19 protein-coding genes and 1 tRNA gene are annotated in these 18,972 nt (G+C 67.6%); 10 read left to right on the top strand and 10 right to left on the bottom strand.

The features are described 5' to 3' along the window. Positions 1-10 precede the first annotated feature (10 nt). Together ilvD and PL79_RS15960 are read left to right on the top strand one after the other, a co-directional pair. A complete protein-coding gene (gene ilvD / locus PL79_RS15965; RefSeq protein WP_044845630.1) occupies positions 11-1,684 on the top strand; it encodes a dihydroxy-acid dehydratase in 1,674 nt (557 codons plus the stop codon). 125 nt (positions 1,685-1,809) lie between these two features. Next, on the top strand, positions 1,810-2,139 hold the full coding sequence (locus PL79_RS15960) for a c-type cytochrome (RefSeq protein ID WP_044845629.1): 330 nt from the start codon (positions 1,810-1,812) through the stop codon (positions 2,137-2,139). 143 nt (positions 2,140-2,282) lie between these two features. On the opposite strand, the gene PL79_RS15955 is transcribed toward PL79_RS15960, so the two are convergent. The 3 genes from PL79_RS15955 to PL79_RS15945 are packed head-to-tail and all read right to left on the bottom strand — an operon-like array spanning position 2,283 to position 5,014. After that, complete coding sequence (locus PL79_RS15955) at positions 2,283-3,026, bottom strand: DUF2486 family protein (protein ID WP_044845628.1); 744 nt, start codon at positions 3,024-3,026, stop codon at positions 2,283-2,285. A 25-nt stretch (positions 3,027-3,051) separates the two neighbouring features. After that, positions 3,052-3,468: a DNA polymerase III subunit chi gene (locus PL79_RS15950; RefSeq protein WP_044845627.1), complete on the bottom strand. Its 417-nt coding sequence runs from the start codon at positions 3,466-3,468 to the stop codon at positions 3,052-3,054. A 34-nt stretch (positions 3,469-3,502) separates the two neighbouring features. Then, positions 3,503-5,014, bottom strand: coding sequence for a leucyl aminopeptidase (locus PL79_RS15945; RefSeq protein ID WP_044845626.1), 1,512 nt, complete (start codon positions 5,012-5,014; stop codon positions 3,503-3,505). A 122-nt stretch (positions 5,015-5,136) separates the two neighbouring features. On the opposite strand from PL79_RS15945, the gene lptF reads away from it, so the two are divergent. The 3 genes from lptF to PL79_RS15930 are packed head-to-tail and all read left to right on the top strand — an operon-like array spanning position 5,137 to position 7,789. Further along, positions 5,137-6,228, top strand: a complete 1,092-nt coding sequence (gene lptF, locus PL79_RS15940; RefSeq protein WP_044845625.1) for an LPS export ABC transporter permease LptF — start codon at positions 5,137-5,139, stop codon at positions 6,226-6,228. Positions 6,229-6,231: 3 nt separating this feature from the next. Next, positions 6,232-7,380 carry an LPS export ABC transporter permease LptG gene (gene lptG / locus PL79_RS15935; protein WP_044845624.1) on the top strand — a complete coding sequence of 383 codons (1,149 nt, stop codon included), beginning with the start codon at positions 6,232-6,234 and terminating at the stop codon, positions 7,378-7,380. Between the two features lie 25 nt (positions 7,381-7,405). After that, complete coding sequence (locus PL79_RS15930) at positions 7,406-7,789, top strand: sirohydrochlorin chelatase (protein WP_044845623.1); 384 nt, start codon at positions 7,406-7,408, stop codon at positions 7,787-7,789. 90 nt (positions 7,790-7,879) lie between these two features. Here PL79_RS15930 and cobA read toward each other — a convergent pair whose 3' ends face one another. The 6 genes from cobA to PL79_RS15900 form a co-directional block, all read right to left on the bottom strand. Further along, positions 7,880-8,629 carry a uroporphyrinogen-III C-methyltransferase gene (cobA, locus tag PL79_RS15925; protein ID WP_044845622.1) on the bottom strand — a complete coding sequence of 250 codons (750 nt, stop codon included), beginning with the start codon at positions 8,627-8,629 and terminating at the stop codon, positions 7,880-7,882. An 88-nt stretch (positions 8,630-8,717) separates the two neighbouring features. Continuing rightward, positions 8,718-10,034 carry a sulfate adenylyltransferase subunit 1 gene (locus PL79_RS15920; protein ID WP_044845621.1) on the bottom strand — a complete coding sequence of 439 codons (1,317 nt, stop codon included), beginning with the start codon at positions 10,032-10,034 and terminating at the stop codon, positions 8,718-8,720. A gap of 22 nt (positions 10,035-10,056) precedes the next feature. Further along, entirely contained in the window at positions 10,057-11,019 is a 963-nt protein-coding gene (gene cysD / locus PL79_RS15915; protein WP_044845620.1) for a sulfate adenylyltransferase subunit CysD, read from the bottom strand. A gap of 75 nt (positions 11,020-11,094) precedes the next feature. After that, positions 11,095-11,838 (bottom strand): phosphoadenylyl-sulfate reductase, encoded by a 744-nt coding sequence (locus PL79_RS15910; RefSeq protein ID WP_044845619.1) that lies wholly within the window; start codon positions 11,836-11,838, stop codon positions 11,095-11,097. Beyond that, positions 11,835-12,377, bottom strand: coding sequence for a DUF934 domain-containing protein (locus PL79_RS15905; RefSeq protein WP_044845618.1), 543 nt, complete (start codon positions 12,375-12,377; stop codon positions 11,835-11,837). The genes PL79_RS15910 and PL79_RS15905 overlap by 4 nt, the downstream gene beginning before the upstream one ends. A 25-nt stretch (positions 12,378-12,402) precedes the next feature. Continuing rightward, positions 12,403-14,082 carry a nitrite/sulfite reductase gene (locus PL79_RS15900; RefSeq protein ID WP_044845617.1) on the bottom strand — a complete coding sequence of 560 codons (1,680 nt, stop codon included), beginning with the start codon at positions 14,080-14,082 and terminating at the stop codon, positions 12,403-12,405. A gap of 217 nt (positions 14,083-14,299) precedes the next feature. Here PL79_RS15900 and PL79_RS15895 point away from each other — a divergent pair, with 217 nt between their 5' ends. From PL79_RS15895 to PL79_RS36145, 4 genes are all read left to right on the top strand, one after another. Continuing rightward, on the top strand, positions 14,300-15,241 hold the full coding sequence (locus tag PL79_RS15895; protein WP_009689198.1) for a CysB family HTH-type transcriptional regulator: 942 nt from the start codon (positions 14,300-14,302) through the stop codon (positions 15,239-15,241). Between the two features lie 64 nt (positions 15,242-15,305). After that, positions 15,306-16,463, top strand: coding sequence for an ABC transporter substrate-binding protein (locus PL79_RS15890; RefSeq protein WP_044845616.1), 1,158 nt, complete (start codon positions 15,306-15,308; stop codon positions 16,461-16,463). A 106-nt stretch (positions 16,464-16,569) separates the two neighbouring features. Beyond that, positions 16,570-16,654: transfer RNA gene (locus PL79_RS15885), tRNA-Leu, on the top strand. Positions 16,655-16,817: 163 nt separating this feature from the next. Beyond that, positions 16,818-16,988 (top strand): hypothetical protein, encoded by a 171-nt coding sequence (locus PL79_RS36145; protein ID WP_193759846.1) that lies wholly within the window; start codon positions 16,818-16,820, stop codon positions 16,986-16,988. Positions 16,989-17,027: 39 nt separating this feature from the next. Here the strand turns inward: PL79_RS36145 and PL79_RS15880 are convergent, their stop codons facing one another. Further along, entirely contained in the window at positions 17,028-17,918 is an 891-nt protein-coding gene (locus tag PL79_RS15880; protein ID WP_044845615.1) for an alpha/beta fold hydrolase, read from the bottom strand. 105 nt (positions 17,919-18,023) lie between these two features. Between PL79_RS15880 and PL79_RS15875 the strand changes: the two genes are divergently transcribed. Continuing rightward, positions 18,024-18,911 carry a LysR family transcriptional regulator gene (locus tag PL79_RS15875; RefSeq protein ID WP_044845614.1) on the top strand — a complete coding sequence of 296 codons (888 nt, stop codon included), beginning with the start codon at positions 18,024-18,026 and terminating at the stop codon, positions 18,909-18,911. The last annotated feature ends 61 nt before the right edge of the window (positions 18,912-18,972 follow it).

Genomic DNA, 18,972 nt, shown 5'->3' with positions numbered 1-18,972 from the left:
GGAGTCCCCCATGCCGTACAACCGTCGCTCGAAGCACATCACGCAAGGCGTGGCCCGTTCGCCGAACCGCTCGATGTATTACGCCCTCGGCTACCAGAAGGACGATTTCGACAAGCCGATGATCGGCATCGCGAACGGCCACTCGACGATCACGCCGTGCAACTCGGGCCTGCAGCGGCTGTCCGATGCCGCCGTCGCGGCGGTGAAGGCGGCCGATGCCAACCCGCAGATCTTCGGCACGCCGACGATCTCGGATGGCATGTCGATGGGCACCGAAGGGATGAAGTACTCGCTGGTGTCGCGCGAGGTGATCGCCGACTGCATCGAGACCTGCGTACAGGGCCAGTGGATGGACGGCGTGGTGGTGGTCGGCGGCTGCGACAAGAACATGCCGGGCGGGATGATCGCGCTCGCGCGCCTGAACGTGCCGGGCATCTACGTGTACGGCGGCACGATCCGCCCCGGCCACTGGAAGGGCCGCGACCTGACGATCGTGTCGTCGTTCGAGGCAGTCGGCGAGTTCACCGCGGGCCGGATGTCGCAGGAAGACTTCGAAGGGGTCGAGAAGAACGCGTGCCCGACGTCGGGCTCGTGCGGCGGGATGTACACCGCGAACACGATGAGCTCGTCGTTCGAGGCGCTCGGCATGTCGCTGATGTACTCGTCGACGATGGCGAACCCCGATCAGGAGAAGGTCGATTCGGCCGCCGAATCGGCGCGTGTGCTGGTCGAGGCCGTGAAGCGCGACCTGAAGCCGCGCGACATCATCACCAGGGAGTCGATCGAAAACGCGGTATCGCTGATCATGGCGACCGGCGGCTCGACCAATGCGGTGCTGCACTATCTCGCGATCGCGCACGCGGCCGAGGTCGACTGGACGATCGACGACTTCGAGCGCATCCGCAAGCGCGTGCCGGTGATCTGCGACCTGAAACCGTCGGGCCAGTACGTCGCGACCGACCTGCACCAGGCCGGCGGCATCCCGCAGGTGCTGCGGATCCTGCTCGATGCGGGGTTGCTGCACGGCGGCTGCATGACGATCACCGGCCGCACGCTCGCCGAGGAGCTGAAGGACGTGCCGGGCGTGCCGCGCGCGGACCAGAAGGTGATCTTCCCGATCGATCGCGCGCTGTACCAGGAAGGCCATCTCGCGATCCTGAAGGGCAATCTCGCGGAAGACGGCGCGGTGGCGAAGATCACCGGCCTGAAGAACCCGGTAATCACGGGCCCGGCGCGCGTGTTCGACGACGAGCAAAGCGCGATGGACGCGATCCTCGGCGACCGCATCCGCGCGGGCGACGTGCTGGTGCTGCGCTATCTCGGCCCGCAGGGCGGCCCCGGCATGCCGGAAATGCTCGCGCCGACGTCGGCGATCATCGGCAAGGGGCTCGGCGAATCGGTCGGCTTCATCACCGACGGCCGCTTCTCGGGCGGCACCTGGGGGATGGTGGTCGGGCACGTCGCGCCCGAAGCGTTCGTCGGCGGCACGATCGCGCTCGTGCAGGAAGGCGACTCGATCACGATCGATGCGCACCGGCTGGTGCTGCAGCTGAACGTCGACGACGCGGAACTCGCGCGCCGGCGCGCCGCGTGGAAGCAGCCGGCGCCGCGCTACACGCGCGGCGTGCTCGCCAAGTTCGCGGCGCTCGCGCGTCCGGCGAACCAGGGCGCCGTCACCGGCTGACGCGGCGCGCGGGGCATGCGACCCCATTGCGAACGGCCGCCGGGGAAACGCGCAAAACGCGCTTTCCCTTTGCTTTTATAATGCGCGGACCGTGAAGCCGGCCGTCTCCGCCGGCGGAGAACCGCATGAAACAGACGATATTGCGCGCGCTGCTCGTGGCGCTGCTGACCGGCAGCGCGGCGGCGGCACACGCCGACCCGGCCGGCGACGGGTTCGCGCTCGCGCAGCGCAAGAACTGCATGGCCTGCCATGCGGTCGGCAAGCCGCTGATGGGCCCGTCGTTCCACGACATCGCCGGCAAGTACGCGGCACGCGCAGATGCTCTCGATTACCTCGCGCAATCGATCGTGAAAGGCAGCGTCGGGGTGTGGGGTGGCGTGCCGATGCCCGCCAACACGCAGTTGACGAGCGCAGAAGCGCACACGCTCTCGCAATGGGTGCTGTCGCTGCGCTGAACCGGATGACCGGGTGCGTGCATCGCGCACCGTACCCTGCACCCGGCAGCGTTCCGCGCTTGTCGTTGCAACCGGCCGGCAATCGTCAGCGACGATGACTGGAGCCGCGCCCGCGGCCCCTGCGCACGAAACGTGCGGCGGGCTCAGCCTGAATGACCGGTCCGGCGGCGGGCGATCTCCGCATCGACCGCGTCGCGAACCCACTCCATCACTTCGGTTTCGAGCGCCAGCGCCACTTCGCGCGTGATCTGGCCGACGAGCCAGGCCGTATGGTCGTGCAACGCGTCGCGACAGCGGGCCTCGATGGCCTCGCGCCCTTCCCCGGTCAGATAATTCGTCAGCCGATTGCGCAGACGCTCGGCGATATGCTGCGTGTCCTCCGCCGTCAGCGCGGCGGCTACATGCGCGTCCGGATGCGACGCGCCGGTGAGTTGAGCGCTAGCCAGCCCGCCGGCAGCCGGTGCAATCGCGTGGGACAGCATCGCTTCGCCAGCATCGCGCGGCATCGCGGCAACGCCGGCCTGCTGCGCGTCGTCGGCGGCCAGCGCGGAGCGCAGCGGCGCCTGCGCCGCGGCCGACTCCTCGGCGACGACGTGCCCGGCGGCACCGGGTTGCGCCGGCGCATCGCTGTCGCCCGGCAATTCGACGGTCGGGATGTCCGGCGTCGGCACCGGCTCGACCACCACGAATTCGGGGTCGGTGCCCGGCTGCTCCGGCGCGGCGGACGCCCGAGCCGGGTGGCCTGATACCAGCACGTCGGTCAGCACCGGCACCGCGGCAACGTCGTGCGGCGGCGCGTCGGCCGCTGACGAACGCGCCGGCACCGGCTTGCCCGGCACCAGCACGTCGGTCAGCGTCGGGATCGAAGAGGATTCGGCTTGTGTCACGGGAACGCTCCGTCGACGGTTTCGGCTAACTGCCCTGCTTGTAGTTGTTCAGCGCGTAGCCGCGATCGCGATAGAAGCGGTAGCGGTCGCGGCCCGCGGCCAGCTCGTCCGGCGCATTGCCGACCACTTCGAGCAGGCGCTCGAAGCGGGCGAACTGCGCGGGTACGGCCGCGCCGAGGTTCAGCAGCACATGATGATGCGGCGCCTGGTCGAGATCGGCGGCCAGCACGATCGGCGTGCCGGCCGCGTGCGCGCTGTCGACGCCGCAGTGCGGAATGAAATCGAGCGGCGAGAACGTCCAGAGCCGCTCGTCGAGCGCACGCAGGCGCGCGGGCTCCGCGAGCACGACGACCGGCTGCCCGGCCAGGTAGGCCTTGCGCAGCAGCCGGCATGCGTATGCGAGCGAATCGCCGACGTTCGAATGGAAATCGATTCGCGTCATTGCCCGCGTACCCGCATCGTCGTGAGACCTGCCATCACTGGCCGGCGCGGTCGATCAGGAACTGCGCGAGCAGCGGCACCGGACGGCCGGTCGCGCCCTTCGCCGCGCCACCCTTCCATGCGGTGCCGGCGATGTCCAGGTGCGCCCACGGATAGCTGTCGGTGAAGCGCGACAGGAAGCACGCCGCCGTCACGGCACCGGCGGGACGCCCGCCGATGTTCGCGATGTCCGCGAAATTCGACTTCAGCTGATCCTGGTACTCGTCGTCGAGCGGCATGCGCCATGCCGGATCGTTCGCTTCGCGCGATGCGTCGAGCAGTTCGCCCGCGAGTGCGTCGTCCTTCGAGAACAGGCCGCTGTTGTGGGCGCCGAGCGCGATCACGCAGGCGCCCGTGAGCGTCGCCACGTCGATCACCGCGGCCGGCTTGAAGCGCTCCGCATAAGTGAGCGCGTCGCACAGGATCAGGCGGCCCTCGGCGTCGGTGTTGAGCACCTCGATCGTCAGCCCCTTCATGCTGGTGACGATGTCGCCCGGCTTGGTCGCGTTGCCGCCCGGCATGTTCTCGCAGGTCGGCACGATCGCGACGACGTTGATCTTCAGGCCCATTTCGGCGACCGCACGCATCGTGCCGAGCACCGAACCCGCGCCGCACATGTCGTACTTCATCTCGTCCATGCCCTCGCCCGGCTTCAGCGAGATGCCGCCCGTGTCGAACGTGATGCCCTTGCCGACCAGCACGACCGGCGCGGCCTTCGCGGCGGCGCCCTGGTAGTGCAGCACGATGAACTGCGGCGGCTCGACCGACGCGCGCGCGACCGACAGGAACGAGCCCATCTTGAGCGCCTGGATCTGCTTCAGGCCGAGCACCTCGACCTTCAGACCCCAATCCTTCGCGATCTTCTTCGCGGTGTTGCCGAGATAGGTCGGCGTGCACACGTTGCCCGGCAGGTTGCCGAGGTCGCGCGTGAGATCCATCCCGTTCGCCAGCGCGACGGCCTGCTTGACCGCCAGCTTCGCGGCCTTCTCATCGGCCGGATCGACGCTGAACACGACGCGCTTGAGCGTGTGCGACGCCGGTTCCGGCTTGCTCTTCATCTGCGTGAAGCGGTAGGTCTCGTTGCGCAGCGCGAGAATCGCCGCACGCACACCCCAGTCGGAGCTGCGCTCGTCGACCGGCAGCTGCGCGAGCGAGAACGTGACCTGGCCGACCTTGGTCGCGAGCAGCGCGCGCCATGCGGCCGTCACTGCGTCGTTGTAGGCTTTCTGATTGAAAGCATCCTGCTTGCCGAGGCCGACGAGCAGCACGCGCGATGCGCCGATGCCCGACACTTCGTGCAGGAACAGCGTCTTGCCGCGCTTGCCGTCCATGTCGCCGGCCTTCACCACGCGCGAGATCAGCCCCTTGGTGGCCGTGTCGATGTCGAGCGCCGCGCCCGAGAGAGTCTGCGCCTCGAAGATGCCGAGCACGATGCAGTCGGACTTCCCGGTCAGGAACCCCTTGGCCTCGCCTTTGCTCCAATCACAGCCTTTTATGCTAAAGTCCATCGCGCTTGTCCTCGGATAAAATCTGGGCTAAGGATGAAAGCCGCAATTATCCGCTATTTTTCCCGTGGCGGCGCGAGCGCTCCACCACGCGTGCGCAGCCTCCCGCCCTCTTCTCATCAAGAATGATCTTCGAACGCTCCCTCCAGCGCGAGCTTGCGTATACGGCTGGCGCCGTGTTCATGGTGCTGCTCACGATCATGCTCACGACGATGATGATCCGCATCGTCGGCTATGCCGCGTCCGGCGAAATCGATCCGCGCGACGTGCTCGTGCTGATCGGCCTGACCGTGATCGGCTACCTCGCCGTGATGCTCGTCGTCACGCTGTTCGTGTCGATCCTGTTCGTGCTGACCCGGTGGTACCGGGACTCCGAAATGGTGGTCTGGCTTGCATCCGGCGTGAGCCTCACGCGCCTGATCAAGCCGATCGGCGTGTTCGCCACGCCGATCGTCCTGCTGATCGCGTTCTTCGCGTTCGTCGGCTGGCCGTGGTCGAACCAGCAGAGCAAGATGATCAAGGCGCGCTTCCAGCAGCGCGACGAGATCTCGCTGCTCGCGCCGGGCCAGTTCCGCGAATCGGCCTCGAACCATCGCGTGTTCTTCATCGAGAAGATGTCGCCGGACCAGAGCAAGGTGCAGAACGTGTTCGTCACGTCGACCGAGAACGGCAAGGTCAACGTCGTCGTGTCGCACACCGGCCACACGGAAACGAAGGACGGCGATCGCTTCGTCGTACTGGAAGACGGCCGCCGCTACGACGGCACGCCCGGCCAGCCGAACTTCAAGATCATGGAGTTCCAGCGCTACGGCGTGAAGATCACGAGCACCCCGGTCACCAACGTGCCGACCACCAACAGCACGCCGACACCGGACCTGCTGCGCAACCCGACGCGCGACAACCTCGCGGAATTCGCGTGGCGCGCGGGGCTGCCGCTGATCGCGATCAACCTGATGGTGCTCGGCATTCCGCTGTCGTACCAGAACCCGCGCCGCAGCCGCACGATCAACCTCGTGATGGCCGTGCTGATCTACCTGACGTACTCGAACCTGCTGAACGTCGTGCAGGCACAGATCGAGCAGGGCAAGATGTCGTTCGGCGTCGGCCTCGTCGGCCTGCACCTGGTCGTCGCGGCGATCGTCGCGTTCATCTTCTGGTTGCGCGTGCGCAATCGTCCGCTGTTTACACGCGCGCTGTTCGGCCGCTCGGGAGCATGATCGATGCGGCTCTATGAAAAATACTTCGCGCGGCAGATCTACGTCACGTTCATCTTCATCCTGTTCGCGTTCTCGGGCCTGTTCTTCTTCTTCGACCTGATCAGCGAACTGAACTCGGTCGGGCACGGCAACTACAAATTCGGCTACGCGGTGCTGCGCGTCGCGCTGCAGACCCCGTCGCGCTTCTACGAGATCATCCCGGTCGCCGCGCTGATCAGCGCGATCTACGTGTTCGCGCAGATGGCCGCGAACTCGGAATTCACGATCTTCCGCGTGTCGGGCCTCGCGACCAACCAGGCGCTGCGCTCGCTGCTGAAGATCGGCGTCCCGCTCGTAATCATCACCTACCTGATCGGCGAATTCGTCGGCCCATACGCCGACCAGCTGTCCGAACGCGTGCGGCTGCAGGCGCTCGGCGCGTCGGTGTCGTCGAACTTCCAGTCGGGCGTATGGGTGAAGGACACGCTCGCGGCCCGCGAGAACGGCGAGCAGGTCACGCGCTTCGTGAACGTCGGCAGCCTGTCGCCCGACTCGACGATCAGCAACGTGCGCATCTACGAGTTCGACTCGAAATTCCAGCTGCAGAACGTGCGGATCGCGCAGACGGGCCGCTACGAGCCGCCCGGCCACTGGCTGCTCAAGGGCGTCACGGAAACCGAACTGACGCCGATCAAGCCAATCGGCGGCGCACCGGCCGACGCGCTGAACCCCGTGTACCGGTCGCAGCAGGTAACGCTGCCCGAATACCGGCTGCGCTCGGACCTGACGCCGCAGATCCTGTCGGTGCTGCTCGTGTCGCCGGAACGGATGTCGCTCATCAACCTGTTCCGCTACATCCAGCACTTGCGCGAAAACCAGCAGGACACGCAGCGCTACGACATCGCGCTGTGGCGCAAGCTGCTCTACCCGTTCGCGGTGTTCGTGATGCTGGTGCTGTCGCTGCCGTTCGCGTACCTGCACACGCGTGCCGGCGTGGTCGGCGTGAAGGTGTTCGGCGGCATCATGCTCGGCATGAGCTTCCAGCTGCTCAACACGCTGTTCTCGCACATCGGCACGCTGAACACCTGGCCCGCACCGCTGACCGCGGCGACGCCGGGCCTCATCTATCTCGCGCTCGGCCTGTTCGCGCTCAAGTGGGTCGACCGGCACTGAGCGCGGTCACGACGGAGGCTTCGACATGAGTTCGCACGGCATCGTCCTGTTCGGCCACGGCGCACGCGATCCGCGCTGGGCCGAGCCGTTCGAGCGGCTCGCCGCGCGGCTGCGCGGGGCCGGCTCCCCTGCTCCGCACGTGTCGCTCGCGTTTCTCGAACTGATGACGCCATCGCTCGATACGGCCGTCGCCGCGCAAGTCGCGGCCGGCTGCACGCGCATCACCGTGGTGCCCGTGTTCTTCGGTCAGGGCGGGCATGTCCGCCGCGACCTGCCGCAGCTCGTCGATGCATGCCGGGCCACGCATCCGGGCGTCGAGATCCGTTGCGCGACGGCCGTCGGGGAAGACGACGGCGTGCTCGACGCGATCGCGCGCTACTGCATCGACCAGCTCGGCCGCGACGCGTAAGCGAATCGCTGGCCAAAGCGGCGAGCCCAAACGAAAAAGCGCCGGCTTCGGAAGCCGGCGCTTTTTTTGCCTGCGGATCGCACGTTCGACTCAGGCCGCATCCTGCAACGCAGCGCCCTCTTTCGCGTGCCGCACGCGTTCGGCGAACGCATCGCCGATCATCAGCAGGCTCGGCTCCGCCGGGTCGAGCCACGCCTGCGCGCCGCCCGCCGCCATCTGCCCGAGCGTCAGCGTCAGCGTGCGCTCGCGCGCGGTGCTGCAAGCCTCGACGATCGCCACCGGCGTCGCGCTCGCACGGCCCGCGTCGATCAGTTCCTGCGCGATGCCCGGCGCGCTGTCGCGGCCCATGTAGTAGACGATCGAATCGGCGCGCGCGGCCTCGCGAATCTCGTCGCTGCCCGGTGCGCGGCTGTGCGTCGCGAACGCGACGCTGCGCGACACGCCGCGCAACGTCAGCGAGCGCTTCAGCGTCGCCGCGCCGGCCAGCGCCGCGGTGATGCCCGGCACGACCTCGAAATCGATGCCCGCCGCTTCGAGCGCGCGCATTTCCTCTTCGGCGCGACCGAACAGCATCGGGTCGCCGCCCTTCAGGCGCACCACGCACGCGTGCTCGCGCGCCGCGTCGACGATTTGCTTGTTGATGAAATGCTGCGCGGTCGAACGCTGCCCGCAACGCTTGCCGACCGCGATCTTGCGCGCGTTCGGTGCGTAGTCGAGCATCGCCGGCTCGACGAGCGCGTCGTGCAGCACGACGTCGGCTTGCTCGAGCAGCCGCATGCCGCGCACCGTGATGAGGTCCGCGGCGCCCGGCCCTGCTCCGATCAGATATACCTTGCCCATGTTTGTCGCTTCGCTTGGGGTCCTGCTCGTGCGGACGGCGGCCGGCCCGCGCCGCCGCGAGGGCGGCGCTGACCGCCGGTTAAGCCCGTTACGCCGAGAACGCTCGAATCATGCCGGCGGCGACCGTGTGGTGCGTCGCCTCGTCGATCAGCACGAACGCGCCCGTGCCCGGGTGCGCATCGTAGGTGTCGCAGACGATCGGCTTCTGCAGCGTCAGCGCGACGCGGCCGATGTCGTTCATCTTCAGTTCCTGGCGGTCGGTCGCGTGCGACAGCGTATGCACGTCGAGCACTTCCTTGACCGCGCCGATCTTCGCGAACACCGTGCTCGTGGTCTGCTTCAGCAGGTACTTGCGCTGCGGCGACAGCGGCGTCTCGTCGAACCAGCACAGGTCCGCCTCGAGCTTCTTCGCCGGCGCGACCGTCTCGGCGGTCGTGACGAACATGTCGCCGCGCGACACGTCGACGTCTTCCGCGAGGCGAATCGTCACCGTCTGGCCCGCGAACGCGTGCGCGACCGCCGCCGTGCCGCCCGGCACCGGCGCGATGATCTCGGCGACCGTCGCCGTGCGGTTCGACGGCAGCACGACGATTTCGTCACCGACCTTCACCTCGCCCGATTCGATCCGGCCCATGTAGCCGCGGAAATCGTCGGCCGAGCTGCCGTCCTGGCGTGCGACCCACTGCACCGGGAAGCGCAGCGCGTCGTGCGCCTGCGTCTCGACCGGCAGCGATTCGAGCAGGTCGAGCAGCGGCTCGCCCGCGTACCACGGCATGCGCTCGCTCGCGCCGACGATGTTGTCGCCCTTCAGCGCCGACACCGGCACGAAACGCACGTCCTTCAGGCCGAGCTGCTTCGCGAGCGCGACGTACGCGTCGCGGATCTCGTTGAAGCGTGCTTCGCTGTAGTCGATCAGGTCCATCTTGTTGATCGCGACGATCACGTGCTGCAGCGCGAGCAGCTTCACGATCGCGCTGTGGCGCTTCGTTTGCGGCAGCAGTTCCGCGACGCCGTTCTCGATCGTCACGCGCGTCGCGTCGACCAGGATGATCGCCGCATGCGCGGTCGATGCGCCCGTCACCATGTTGCGCGTGTACTGCTCGTGGCCCGGCGTGTCGGCGATGATGAACTTGCGCTTCGCGGTCGCGAAATAGCGGTAGGCGACGTCGATCGTGATGCCCTGCTCGCGCTCGGCTTCGAGTCCGTCCGTCAGCAGCGCGAGGTCGATCTCGTCGCCGACGGTGCGCTTGTTCTTCGCGCGCGACAGCGCGGACAGCTGGTCGGACAGCACGGCCTTGCTGTCGTACAGCAGGCGGCCGATCAGCGTGCTCTTGCCGTCGTCGACGCTGCCCGCGGTGATGAAACGCAACACGCCGAGGTCTTCGGTGTTCTCGATGATGCTCATGATGTGAATGTCCTCGTGTGCTTCAGAAATAACCTTGCTTCTTGCGCTGTTCCATCGCGGCTTCGGATGCCTGGTCGTCCATCCGGGTCGCGCCGCGTTCGGTGATCTCGGTCACCGCCGTCTCGGCGATGATCTTCTCGACGTCGTCCGCGTCGCTCTCGACCGGGCACGTGCAGCTGATGTCGCCAACGGTACGGAAGCGCACCTGCGCGAGTTCGCTCGTCTCGCCGTCACGCATCGGCGTGAGCGGCGTGACCGGCACGAGCAGCCCGTTGCGGCGCACGATCTCGCGCTGGTGCGCGTAGTAGATCGACGGCAGTTCGAGGTTCTCGCGCGCGATGTACTGCCACACGTCGAGTTCCGTCCAGTTCGAGATCGGGAACACGCGCAGGTGCTCGCCGTTGTGCAGGCGCGCGTTGTACAGGCTCCACAGTTCCGGGCGCTGCGCCTTCGGATCCCACTGGCCGAATTCGTCGCGGAACGAGAAGATCCGCTCCTTCGCGCGCGCCTTCTCTTCGTCGCGGCGCGCGCCGCCGATCAGCGCCGTGTAGCCGTGCTGTTCGATCGTCTCGAGCAGCGTGACGGCCTGCGCGGCGTTGCGCGAATCGGTTTCGCGGCGCAGCACGACCGTGCCGCGCTTGATCGAATCCTCGACGTGGCCGACCACCAGCTCGGCGCCGAGCTCCTGCGCGCGGCGGTCGCGGAAGTCGATCACTTCCTCGTAGTTGTGGCCCGTGTCGATGTGCACGAGCGGGAACGGCAGCGTGGTCTTGCGGTTCGCGCCGAGGCCGAACGCCTTCAGCGCGAGGTGCAGCACGACGACCGAGTCCTTGCCGCCCGAGAACAGCAGCGCCGGCTTGCTGCATTCGGCAACGAGTTCGCGCAGGATGTGGATCGACTCGGCTTCGAGCCAGTCGAGGTGGCCCATGCGGTCGTCGGCACCGGTGGGCGGGGCAAAGGCGGATTGCTCGAGCGTCGTGCTCATGATTTCAGTCCTTCTCTTCTGGGTTCGTGCCGCCCGCTGTCGCGGGCGGCGCAATATTCGGTTTCTTGTCGGCTTTCAGTGCGCGGCGCCGGCTTCGGCGTTCGCGGGAATCGGCGTGATCGTGATGTGCAGCCCGCATTCCTTCGTGTCGCGCGACTCCCACCACCAGCGGCCCGCCCGGCTGTCCTCGCCGGGGCGGATCGCGCGCGTACACGGCTCGCAGCCGATGCTCGGATAGCCGCGCGCGTGCAGCGGATTGACCGGCACGTCGAACGCCTTCAGGTACGCCCACACGTCGGCTTCCGTCCAGTCGGCGAGCGGGTTGTACTTCGCGATCCCGCGCGCTTCGTCCTGTTCTTCCTCGTGCAGCTCCGCACGCGTGACCGACTGCTCGCGACGCTGGCCCGTGACCCACGCGCCGACGTCGGCCAGCGCGCGGTTCAGCGGCTCGACCTTGCGGATGTGGCAGCACGACTTGCGCAGCTCGACGCTTTCGTAGAACGCGTTCAGGCCGTGCTCGGCGACATACTGGTCGACCGCGTCCTGCTGCGGATGAAACTGCTCGATCTCGTAGCCGTAGCGCTCGCGCACGCGGTCGATCATGCCCAGCGTTTCCGCATGCAGGCGGCCGGTGTTCAGCGAGAAGATGCCGATCGACACGCCCTTCGACAGGATCGCGTGCGTGAGCAGCATGTCTTCCGCGGCGAGGCTGCTCGCGAACTTCACCTTCTCGTGGCGCGCGCCGATCTGCGCGAGCAGCGCGTCGAGGCGCTCGACCTTCGCGGCCAGTTCGGGCGTCAGTGCGGTCGCGGCGCTCATGCGCTCACCTTCGCGTCGGCCGCGGCCGCGCGGCGGCGGAACAGCGGCGCCGGCTCGTCGAATGCGCCCTGGTAACGCTGCGTGAATTCGCCGAACGCGTTCAGTGCATCGTGGATGTCCTTGTCGGCACGCACCGCGAACGCGTCGAAGCCGCAACGCGACATGTACAGCAGCTGGTCGCGCAGCACGTCGCCGATCGCGCGCAGCTCGCCGGTCCAGCCGTGGCGCTCGCGCAGCAGGCGCGCGATGCTGTAGCCGCGGCCGTCCGCGAAGCGCGGGAAATCGACGGCGATCAGCGAGATCGCACCGAAGTCGGCCACGAGATCGGCCGGCTCGCTGTCCGGCGCGAGCCACACGCCGAGTTCGTCCTTCGTCTTCGCGGCGACGAGCGCCGCGCGCTCGGCCTGCCACAGGGTGAACGGCACCAGCACCTTGCCGGCCGGCAATGCGTCGACCGCGGGCAGCGCACCGTCTTCCGCCGCGCGCACGACCTGCCATGCGTCGTCGATCACTGCGCGGTTCTTGATAATCGAAGCCATCTGCAAATTCCTTCTACCCGGTTGGTTACGCGTTGACTGCCTGGCGCGCCGCATACACGCGCTCCTTGAACGGAGCGATGCCGATGCGGTCGTACGTGTCGATGAAGCGCTCGCCGTCGATGCGTGCCTCGACGAACGTGTCGATCAGCTTCGCGATCACGCCCGGCACTTCCTCCGCGGAGAACGACGGCCCGATCACGCGGCCGAGGCGCGCGCCGTTGCGGCCCGTGCCCTGCTCGCCGCCGAGCGACACCTGGTACCACTCGGCACCGTCCTTGTCGACGCCGAGGATGCCGATGTTGCCCACGTGATGATGACCGCACGAGTTCATGCAACCGGAAATGTTCAGCGACAGGTCGCCGAGATCGTACACGTAGTCCAGATCTTCGAAACGCTGCTGGATCGCCAGCGCGATCGGGATCGACTTCGCGTTCGCGAGCGAGCAGAAATCGCCGCCCGGGCACGCGATGATGTCGGTCAGCAGGCCGACGTTCGGCGTCGCGAAGCTGGCCGCCTTAGCCTTTTCCCACACCGTGAACAGGTCGCGCTTCTTCACGTTCGCGAGGATCAGGTTCTGCTCGTGCGACACGCGCAGTTCGCCAAGCGAGTACGCGTCTGCCCAGTCGGCCACCAGGTCCATCTGCGCGTCGGTCGCGTCGCCGGGGGCGACGCGGTGGTCCTTCAGCGACAGCGTGACCGCGGCATAGCCCGGCACCTTGTGCGGCGCGACGTTGCGCTCGACCCAGCGCGCGAACGCCTTGTTCTCGAGCAGGTGCTGTTCGAACGACGCGTCGGTGTCGGCCAGCTTCTCGTAGACGGGCGGCTGGAAGTACTGCGACACGCGGTCGACTTCCGCCTGCGTGAGCGTCGACGGGCCGTCCTTCAGGTGCTGCCACTCTTCCTCGACCTGCTGCGCGAACTTCGCGGGCGACAGCGCCTTCACGAGGATCTTGATACGCGCCTTGTACAGATTGTCGCGGCGGCCGTAGCGGTTGTATACGCGCAGCACGGCTTCGCAATAGGTGAGCAGGTGCTGCCACGGCAGGTCTTCCTTGATCACCGCGCCGATGATCGGCGTACGGCCGAGGCCGCCGCCCGCGAGGATGCTCGCGACCACCTCGCCCTGCGCGTTCTTCTTCAGGTACACGCCGAGATCGTGGATCTGCACGGCCGCGCGGTCGTGCGTCGAGCCCGACACCGCGATCTTGAACTTGCGCGGCAGCCACGCGAATTCGGGATGGAACGTCGACCACTGGCGCAGGATTTCCGACCACGGACGCGGATCGATCTCCTCGTCCTGGGCGACGCCCGCGAACTGGTCCGCCGTGATGTTGCGGATGCAGTTGCCTGACGTCTGGATGCCGTGCATCTGCACCGACGCGAGCTTCGCGAGGATCTCCGGCGTTTCCTCGAGCTGGATCCAGTTGAACTGGATGTTCGAGCGGGTCGAGAAGTGGCCGTAACCGCGGTCGTGTTCGCGGGCGATGCGCGCCAGCATCCGCAGTTGGTCGCTGCGCAGGTTGCCGTACGGAATCGCGATGCGGTGCATGTACGCGTGGCGCTGCATGTACAGGCCGTTCTGCAGGCGCAGCGGACGGAATTCTTCTTCGCTCAACTCGCCCGACAGCCGGCGGCGCACCTGATCGCGGTACTGCGCGACACGCTCGTCGACGATCGTCTGGTCGTATTGGTCGTACTGATACATTCGGGGACCCCAGGGGTTTTCGTGGTGACCGCGCGACGTCCTAGCCACGTCGCGCCCGAATCTCCGTTCCGCCGCCATCGCCGGCCTTGCGCGGCCCGGCTGGATTGCTAATGACGAAAACAGATATCCATATTTGAAAAACTCCGGTGAATCGTAATAAACTCGCCTTATATTTCAAACGACTAAAAAATTCTGTTGATATGCGGAAGGGTTATAAATGAACCTGCACCAATTTCGCTTCGTGCGCGAGGCCGTCCGGCAGAATTTCAACCTCACCGAGGCCGCCAAGGCGCTCTACACGTCGCAACCGGGGGTGTCGAAGGCGATCATCGAGCTCGAGGACGAGCTCGGCGTGGAGATCTTCACGCGCCACGGCAAGCGCGTGCGCTCGCTCACCGAGCCGGGCAGGATCATCCTCGCATCGGTCGAGCGGATCCTGCAGGAAGTTGAAAGCCTTAAAAGGGTCGGAAAAGATTACGCGGCGCAGGATCAGGGCAACCTGACGATCGCCGCCACCCACACGCAGGCCCGCTACTCGCTGCCGGCCGCGATCGCCGAGTTCAAGAAGCGCTTCCCCAAGGTGCACCTGTCGATCCTGCAGGGCAGCCCGACGCAGGTCGCCGAGATGGTGATCCACGACCAGGCCGATCTCGCGATCGCGACCGAGGCGATCGCCGACTACAAGGAACTCGTGTCGCTGCCCTGCTTCCAGTGGCATCACGCGGCCGTGGTGCCGGCCGACCATCCGCTGCTCGAACGCAAGCCGGTCACGCTGGACGATCTCGCGCAGTACCCGCTGATCACGTACGACGACGCGTTCGCCGGCCGCAAGAAGATCAATCATGCGTTCGCGCTGCGCGGGCTGTCGCCGGACATCGTGCTGGAAGCGATCGACGCCGACGTGATCAAGACCTACGTCGAACTCGGCCTGGGCGTCGGGATCATGGCCGACATCGCATTCAACCCGGAGCGCGACCGCAACCTGCGGCTGATTCCGGTCGGCCACCTGTTCGGCAGCAACGTGACGCGTGTCGCGCTCAAGCAGGGCGCCTATCTGCGCAGCTATGTGTATACGCTCGTCGAGCTGCTGTCGCCGACGCTGAACCGCAAGCTGATCGAGCAGGCGCTCAAGGGCGAATCCGAATCGTACGAGCTTTGACAGACAGGTATAACGACAGGGGCGCAAATCGCGCCCCTTTTTATTGCCCGACGGAGATTTCCGCATGACGCTTCCCGCCCTGTTGCGCCGCGCCGCCGGCGCCGCCCTCGTGCTCGCCTGCGCGGCCGCGCATGCCGACCTGAAGGTCGGCGTCGACCTGTCGTCGACCGGCCCGGCCGCCGCGATCGGCATCACCAGCAAGAACGCGATCCTGATGTGGCCGAAGACGATCGCCGGGCAGCCGGTGCAGGTGACGGTGCTCGACGACGCGTCCGACCCGGGCGCGGCCGTGCGCAACATCCGCAAGCTGGTCGACGAGGATCGCGTCGACGTCGTGGTCGGGCCGAACATCACGCCGGCCGCGCTCGCGGCGCTCGACGCGGTGGCCGCCGCCCAGACGCCGATGATCACGCTGGTCGGCTCCGGCGCGATCGTCGAGCCGCAGGAAGGCGCGCGGACCTGGGCATTCAAGATGGCGCAGAGCGACAGCGCGATGGCCGACGTGATGACGCGCTACATGGCCAACCACGGCGTGAAGACGGTCGGCTTCATCGGCTTCGCGGACAGCTATGGCGACAGCTGGCTGAACGAATTCACACGCTTCGCGGAAGTCCGCAAGATCCGCGTGATCGCGACGGAACGCTTCAACCGCACCGACGCGAGCGTCACCGGCCAGGCGCTGAAGCTGATCGCCGCGAAGCCCGACGCGATCCTGATCGCCGGCTCGGGCACGCCGGCCGTGCTGCCGCAACGCACGCTGATCGAGCGCGGCTACAAGGGCGCGATCTACCAGACGCACGGGATCGCCACGCCGGAGTTCATCAAGCTCGGCGGCAAGGACGTCGACGGGACGCTGTTCCCGACCCAGCCGGTGGTCGTCGCGCGCACGCTGCCTGCCGACCATCCGGCCCGCAAGGCCGCACTCGCGTTCGTCGACGCGTATGAAGCGAAATACGGCGCCGGCACGGTCACGCAGTTCGCGGGCGACGCGGCGGGCGTGTATCCGCGCCTCGCCGACGCGGTCGGCCACGCGCTCAAGGCCGCGCAGCCCGGCACGCCGGGCTTCCGCGCGGCGCTGCGGCGCGAACTCGAACGCGCGCACGAACTCGTCGTGCCGAACGGCGTCGTCAACACCAGCGACAAGGATCACGTGGGGCTCGATCAGCGCGCGAGCGTGATGGGGATCGTGAAGCAGGGCCGATTCGTCTATCTGAGCCAGTAACGCACGGGCGGTCGCCGGACAGCTTGCCCGGTGCCCCGTTTTCCGCCATAATCCGCCTTTCGCCGCGCACAATCCGTACGAATCGCATGCGCGGCCAGGATCAAAAGCCCAGGTGGTGAAATTGGTAGACGCAGGGGACTCAAAATCCCCCGCCGCAAGGCGTGCCGGTTCGATTCCGGCCCTGGGCACCAGTCTTTCGCAGCGTCAATGCGCTGCACTGTCGAAACCCGCGCAAGCTCGCCGCTTCGCGGGTTTTTTGTTGGTTTTTTGTTTGTTGCGCGCGCCACGCACACCGCAACGCACGTCCTTCCCCGGCGGTCCAAGCATCAGGACACGCAAGCACGGAGGCCGCTCATGTCCACGCGCGTCTTCTTTTCGAGCCCGATCCGCCGCCGCGTGCTTGCCGCGCTGTTGTCGATCCTGCTGGGCGGATGCGACCTGCTGCGCGAGCCGCCCGTGCCCGACTGGCCGGGGCCGCACGCGCCCTACCCGTTCCCGGACAACATTCCGCACCGCACCGAGTGACCGGTTCGATCGACCGCGCACCGAGGTGCGGCCGCGCGTTCAGCGTTGCTCGCAGAACCGCGCGATCGCGTCCGCAACCGCTCCCGGCGCCTCACGCTGCGGAAAGTGCCCGACACCGTCCAGCACGGCGCGCTCGTAGCGGCCGGTGAAGAACCGCTCGCGCCCGGCCGAAGTCTCGGGCCCGTTGCAGGAATCCGCGCCGCCGTGCAGCACGAGCGTCGGCACCGACAGCACCGGTGCGGGCGTCAGCTGTGCCTCGTCTTCCGCGTATGCGGCGCCGCCGTCGACGAACCCCCAGCGATAACGGTACGAGTGCAGCACCACGTCGATCCAGTCCGGGCCGTCGAAGGCAGTCGCGGCCGCGTCGAAGTCGCGTGCGTCGTACCAGCCGGCCGGCGACCACGTATCCCACATCAGGCGCGCAAACGCCCGGCGATCGTCGCGCAGCGCCTGCTCGCCGCGCGGCGTCGCCAGGAACCAGTGGTACCAGTAGTTGCGCGCCTGCGGCAGCGACAACGCCTGGGCCGGGTCGTTCGTGCCGTATCCCACCGACAGCATCACCAGATGCGAGGCCGCGCCGTCGCGCAACCCGCACGCGTTCGCAACCGCGCGCGCACCCCAGTCGTGCCCGACCAGCACGGGCCGCTCGATGCCGAGCGCGTCGATGAATTCGAGCAAGTCGCGGCCAAGCGCCGCGAGCCGGCCGCTGCGCGGCGTCGCGGGATCGCGAAAGCGGGTCGGCGCGAAACCGCGCAGCGCGGGCGCGAGCACGCGGTAGCCGCGTGCGGCCAGCGTTCGAGCCACGGCCTCCCAGCCGACCGGGCTGTCCGGCCAGCCGTGCAGCAGCACGGCCACGCGTTCGCCGCGCGGGTTCCATTCGAGATAGGCGAGTTCGAGCGACGCGGTCGTCGCATAGCGGTAAGCGGTCATGTGCACTCCGGTTGGTCAGCCTGAATGCCCGATGGTAGGCCCGTCTCTCATCACGATTCGCGGCGTATCATGACTCATTCTTCAAATATCGTGGTGAATCAACCGATGGAACCGCTGACCGATCCCGCGTCGACCGCGCTCGACATCGCGCTGTTGCGTACCTTCCTCGAAGTCGTCGACAGCCGCGGCTTCGCGCCGGCCGCGGAGCGCCTCGCGCTGACGCCGTCCGCGGTCAGCGGCCACATCAAGCGGCTCGAGCAGGCGGCCGGCACGGTGCTGCTCGCGCGCACGACGCGCCGCATCGCGCTCACGCCGGCCGGCGACACGCTGTACGCGTACGCGCGCAACATCGTCGACCTGGAGCGCGAAGTGCGCGCGAGGCTGCGCGGCGCGCCGGCGCATGGCCGGCTGCGGGTCGGCGCGTCGGAGGATTTCGCGGGCGCATGGTTGCCGCAGGTGCTGCGCACGTTTCGCGACAGTCATCCGCGCACATCGATCGAACTGAAGGTCGGGATCACCGCGGCGCTGCTGCGCGAGCAGACGCTGGGCCGGCTCGACGTCGTGTTCGGCAAGCAATGCAGGCAGGTCGACGCGCCGGGCGAACTGCTGTGGGAAGAACCACTGGTATGGGCGTTCGCGTCGGATATGGCAATCGACGCCGAAGGCGATGTGCCGCTCGCGCTGTTCCCGGAGCCGTGCGTGTACCGGGAAGCCGCGGTGTCCTCGCTCGCCGCCGCGCTGCGGCCGTTTCGCGTGCTGTTCGAAAGCGCCAGCATGGCCGGCTGCATATCGGCCGCGCTGGCCGGCTTCGCGGTCACGGCGCTCGCGCGCAGCCAGCTGCGCGACGGCCTGCGCGCATGCGGGGCGAATGACGGCCTGCCGGCGTTGCCGGCCGCGCGCTTTTACGCGTTCGCGTCGAAGCCCGACGGCGCCTGCGCCGCGCTGATCGACGCGGTGCGGGCGACCGGGCGCACGCGGCAGTTCGCCGCCTGAGGGCGCGACGCGATGGCCGCACGTGCCGGACGTACCGCGCATGCCGCGTCGCACCGACGCC

Source organism: Burkholderia sp. USMB20 (assembly GCF_000949135.2).
Classification (GTDB): domain Bacteria; phylum Pseudomonadota; class Gammaproteobacteria; order Burkholderiales; family Burkholderiaceae; genus Burkholderia.
The sequence above is the reverse complement of the archived record's forward strand: the minus strand, read 5'-3'. Positions and strand labels throughout refer to the sequence as shown.

What these genes read in the sequence shown, in the direction of transcription:
- ilvD (WP_044845630.1), top strand. Translation starts at nt 11, where the DNA reads ATGCCGTACAACCGTCGCTCGAAGCACATCACGCAAGGCGTGGCCCGT.
- PL79_RS15960 (WP_044845629.1), top strand. Translation starts at nt 1,810, where the DNA reads ATGAAACAGACGATATTGCGCGCGCTGCTCGTGGCGCTGCTGACCGGC.
- PL79_RS15950 (WP_044845627.1), bottom strand. Translation starts at nt 3,468, where the DNA reads ATGACGCGAATCGATTTCCATTCGAACGTCGGCGATTCGCTCGCATAC.
- PL79_RS15945 (WP_044845626.1), bottom strand. Translation starts at nt 5,014, where the DNA reads ATGGACTTTAGCATAAAAGGCTGTGATTGGAGCAAAGGCGAGGCCAAG.
- lptF (WP_044845625.1), top strand. Translation starts at nt 5,137, where the DNA reads ATGATCTTCGAACGCTCCCTCCAGCGCGAGCTTGCGTATACGGCTGGC.
- lptG (WP_044845624.1), top strand. Translation starts at nt 6,232, where the DNA reads ATGCGGCTCTATGAAAAATACTTCGCGCGGCAGATCTACGTCACGTTC.
- PL79_RS15930 (WP_044845623.1), top strand. Translation starts at nt 7,406, where the DNA reads ATGAGTTCGCACGGCATCGTCCTGTTCGGCCACGGCGCACGCGATCCG.
- cobA (WP_044845622.1), bottom strand. Translation starts at nt 8,629, where the DNA reads ATGGGCAAGGTATATCTGATCGGAGCAGGGCCGGGCGCCGCGGACCTC.
- PL79_RS15920 (WP_044845621.1), bottom strand. Translation starts at nt 10,034, where the DNA reads ATGAGCATCATCGAGAACACCGAAGACCTCGGCGTGTTGCGTTTCATC.
- cysD (WP_044845620.1), bottom strand. Translation starts at nt 11,019, where the DNA reads ATGAGCACGACGCTCGAGCAATCCGCCTTTGCCCCGCCCACCGGTGCC.
- PL79_RS15910 (WP_044845619.1), bottom strand. Translation starts at nt 11,838, where the DNA reads ATGAGCGCCGCGACCGCACTGACGCCCGAACTGGCCGCGAAGGTCGAG.
- PL79_RS15905 (WP_044845618.1), bottom strand. Translation starts at nt 12,377, where the DNA reads ATGGCTTCGATTATCAAGAACCGCGCAGTGATCGACGACGCATGGCAG.
- PL79_RS15900 (WP_044845617.1), bottom strand. Translation starts at nt 14,082, where the DNA reads ATGTATCAGTACGACCAATACGACCAGACGATCGTCGACGAGCGTGTC.
- PL79_RS15895 (WP_009689198.1), top strand. Translation starts at nt 14,300, where the DNA reads ATGAACCTGCACCAATTTCGCTTCGTGCGCGAGGCCGTCCGGCAGAAT.
- PL79_RS15890 (WP_044845616.1), top strand. Translation starts at nt 15,306, where the DNA reads ATGACGCTTCCCGCCCTGTTGCGCCGCGCCGCCGGCGCCGCCCTCGTG.
- PL79_RS36145 (WP_193759846.1), top strand. Translation starts at nt 16,818, where the DNA reads ATGTCCACGCGCGTCTTCTTTTCGAGCCCGATCCGCCGCCGCGTGCTT.
- PL79_RS15880 (WP_044845615.1), bottom strand. Translation starts at nt 17,918, where the DNA reads ATGACCGCTTACCGCTATGCGACGACCGCGTCGCTCGAACTCGCCTAT.
- PL79_RS15875 (WP_044845614.1), top strand. Translation starts at nt 18,024, where the DNA reads ATGGAACCGCTGACCGATCCCGCGTCGACCGCGCTCGACATCGCGCTG.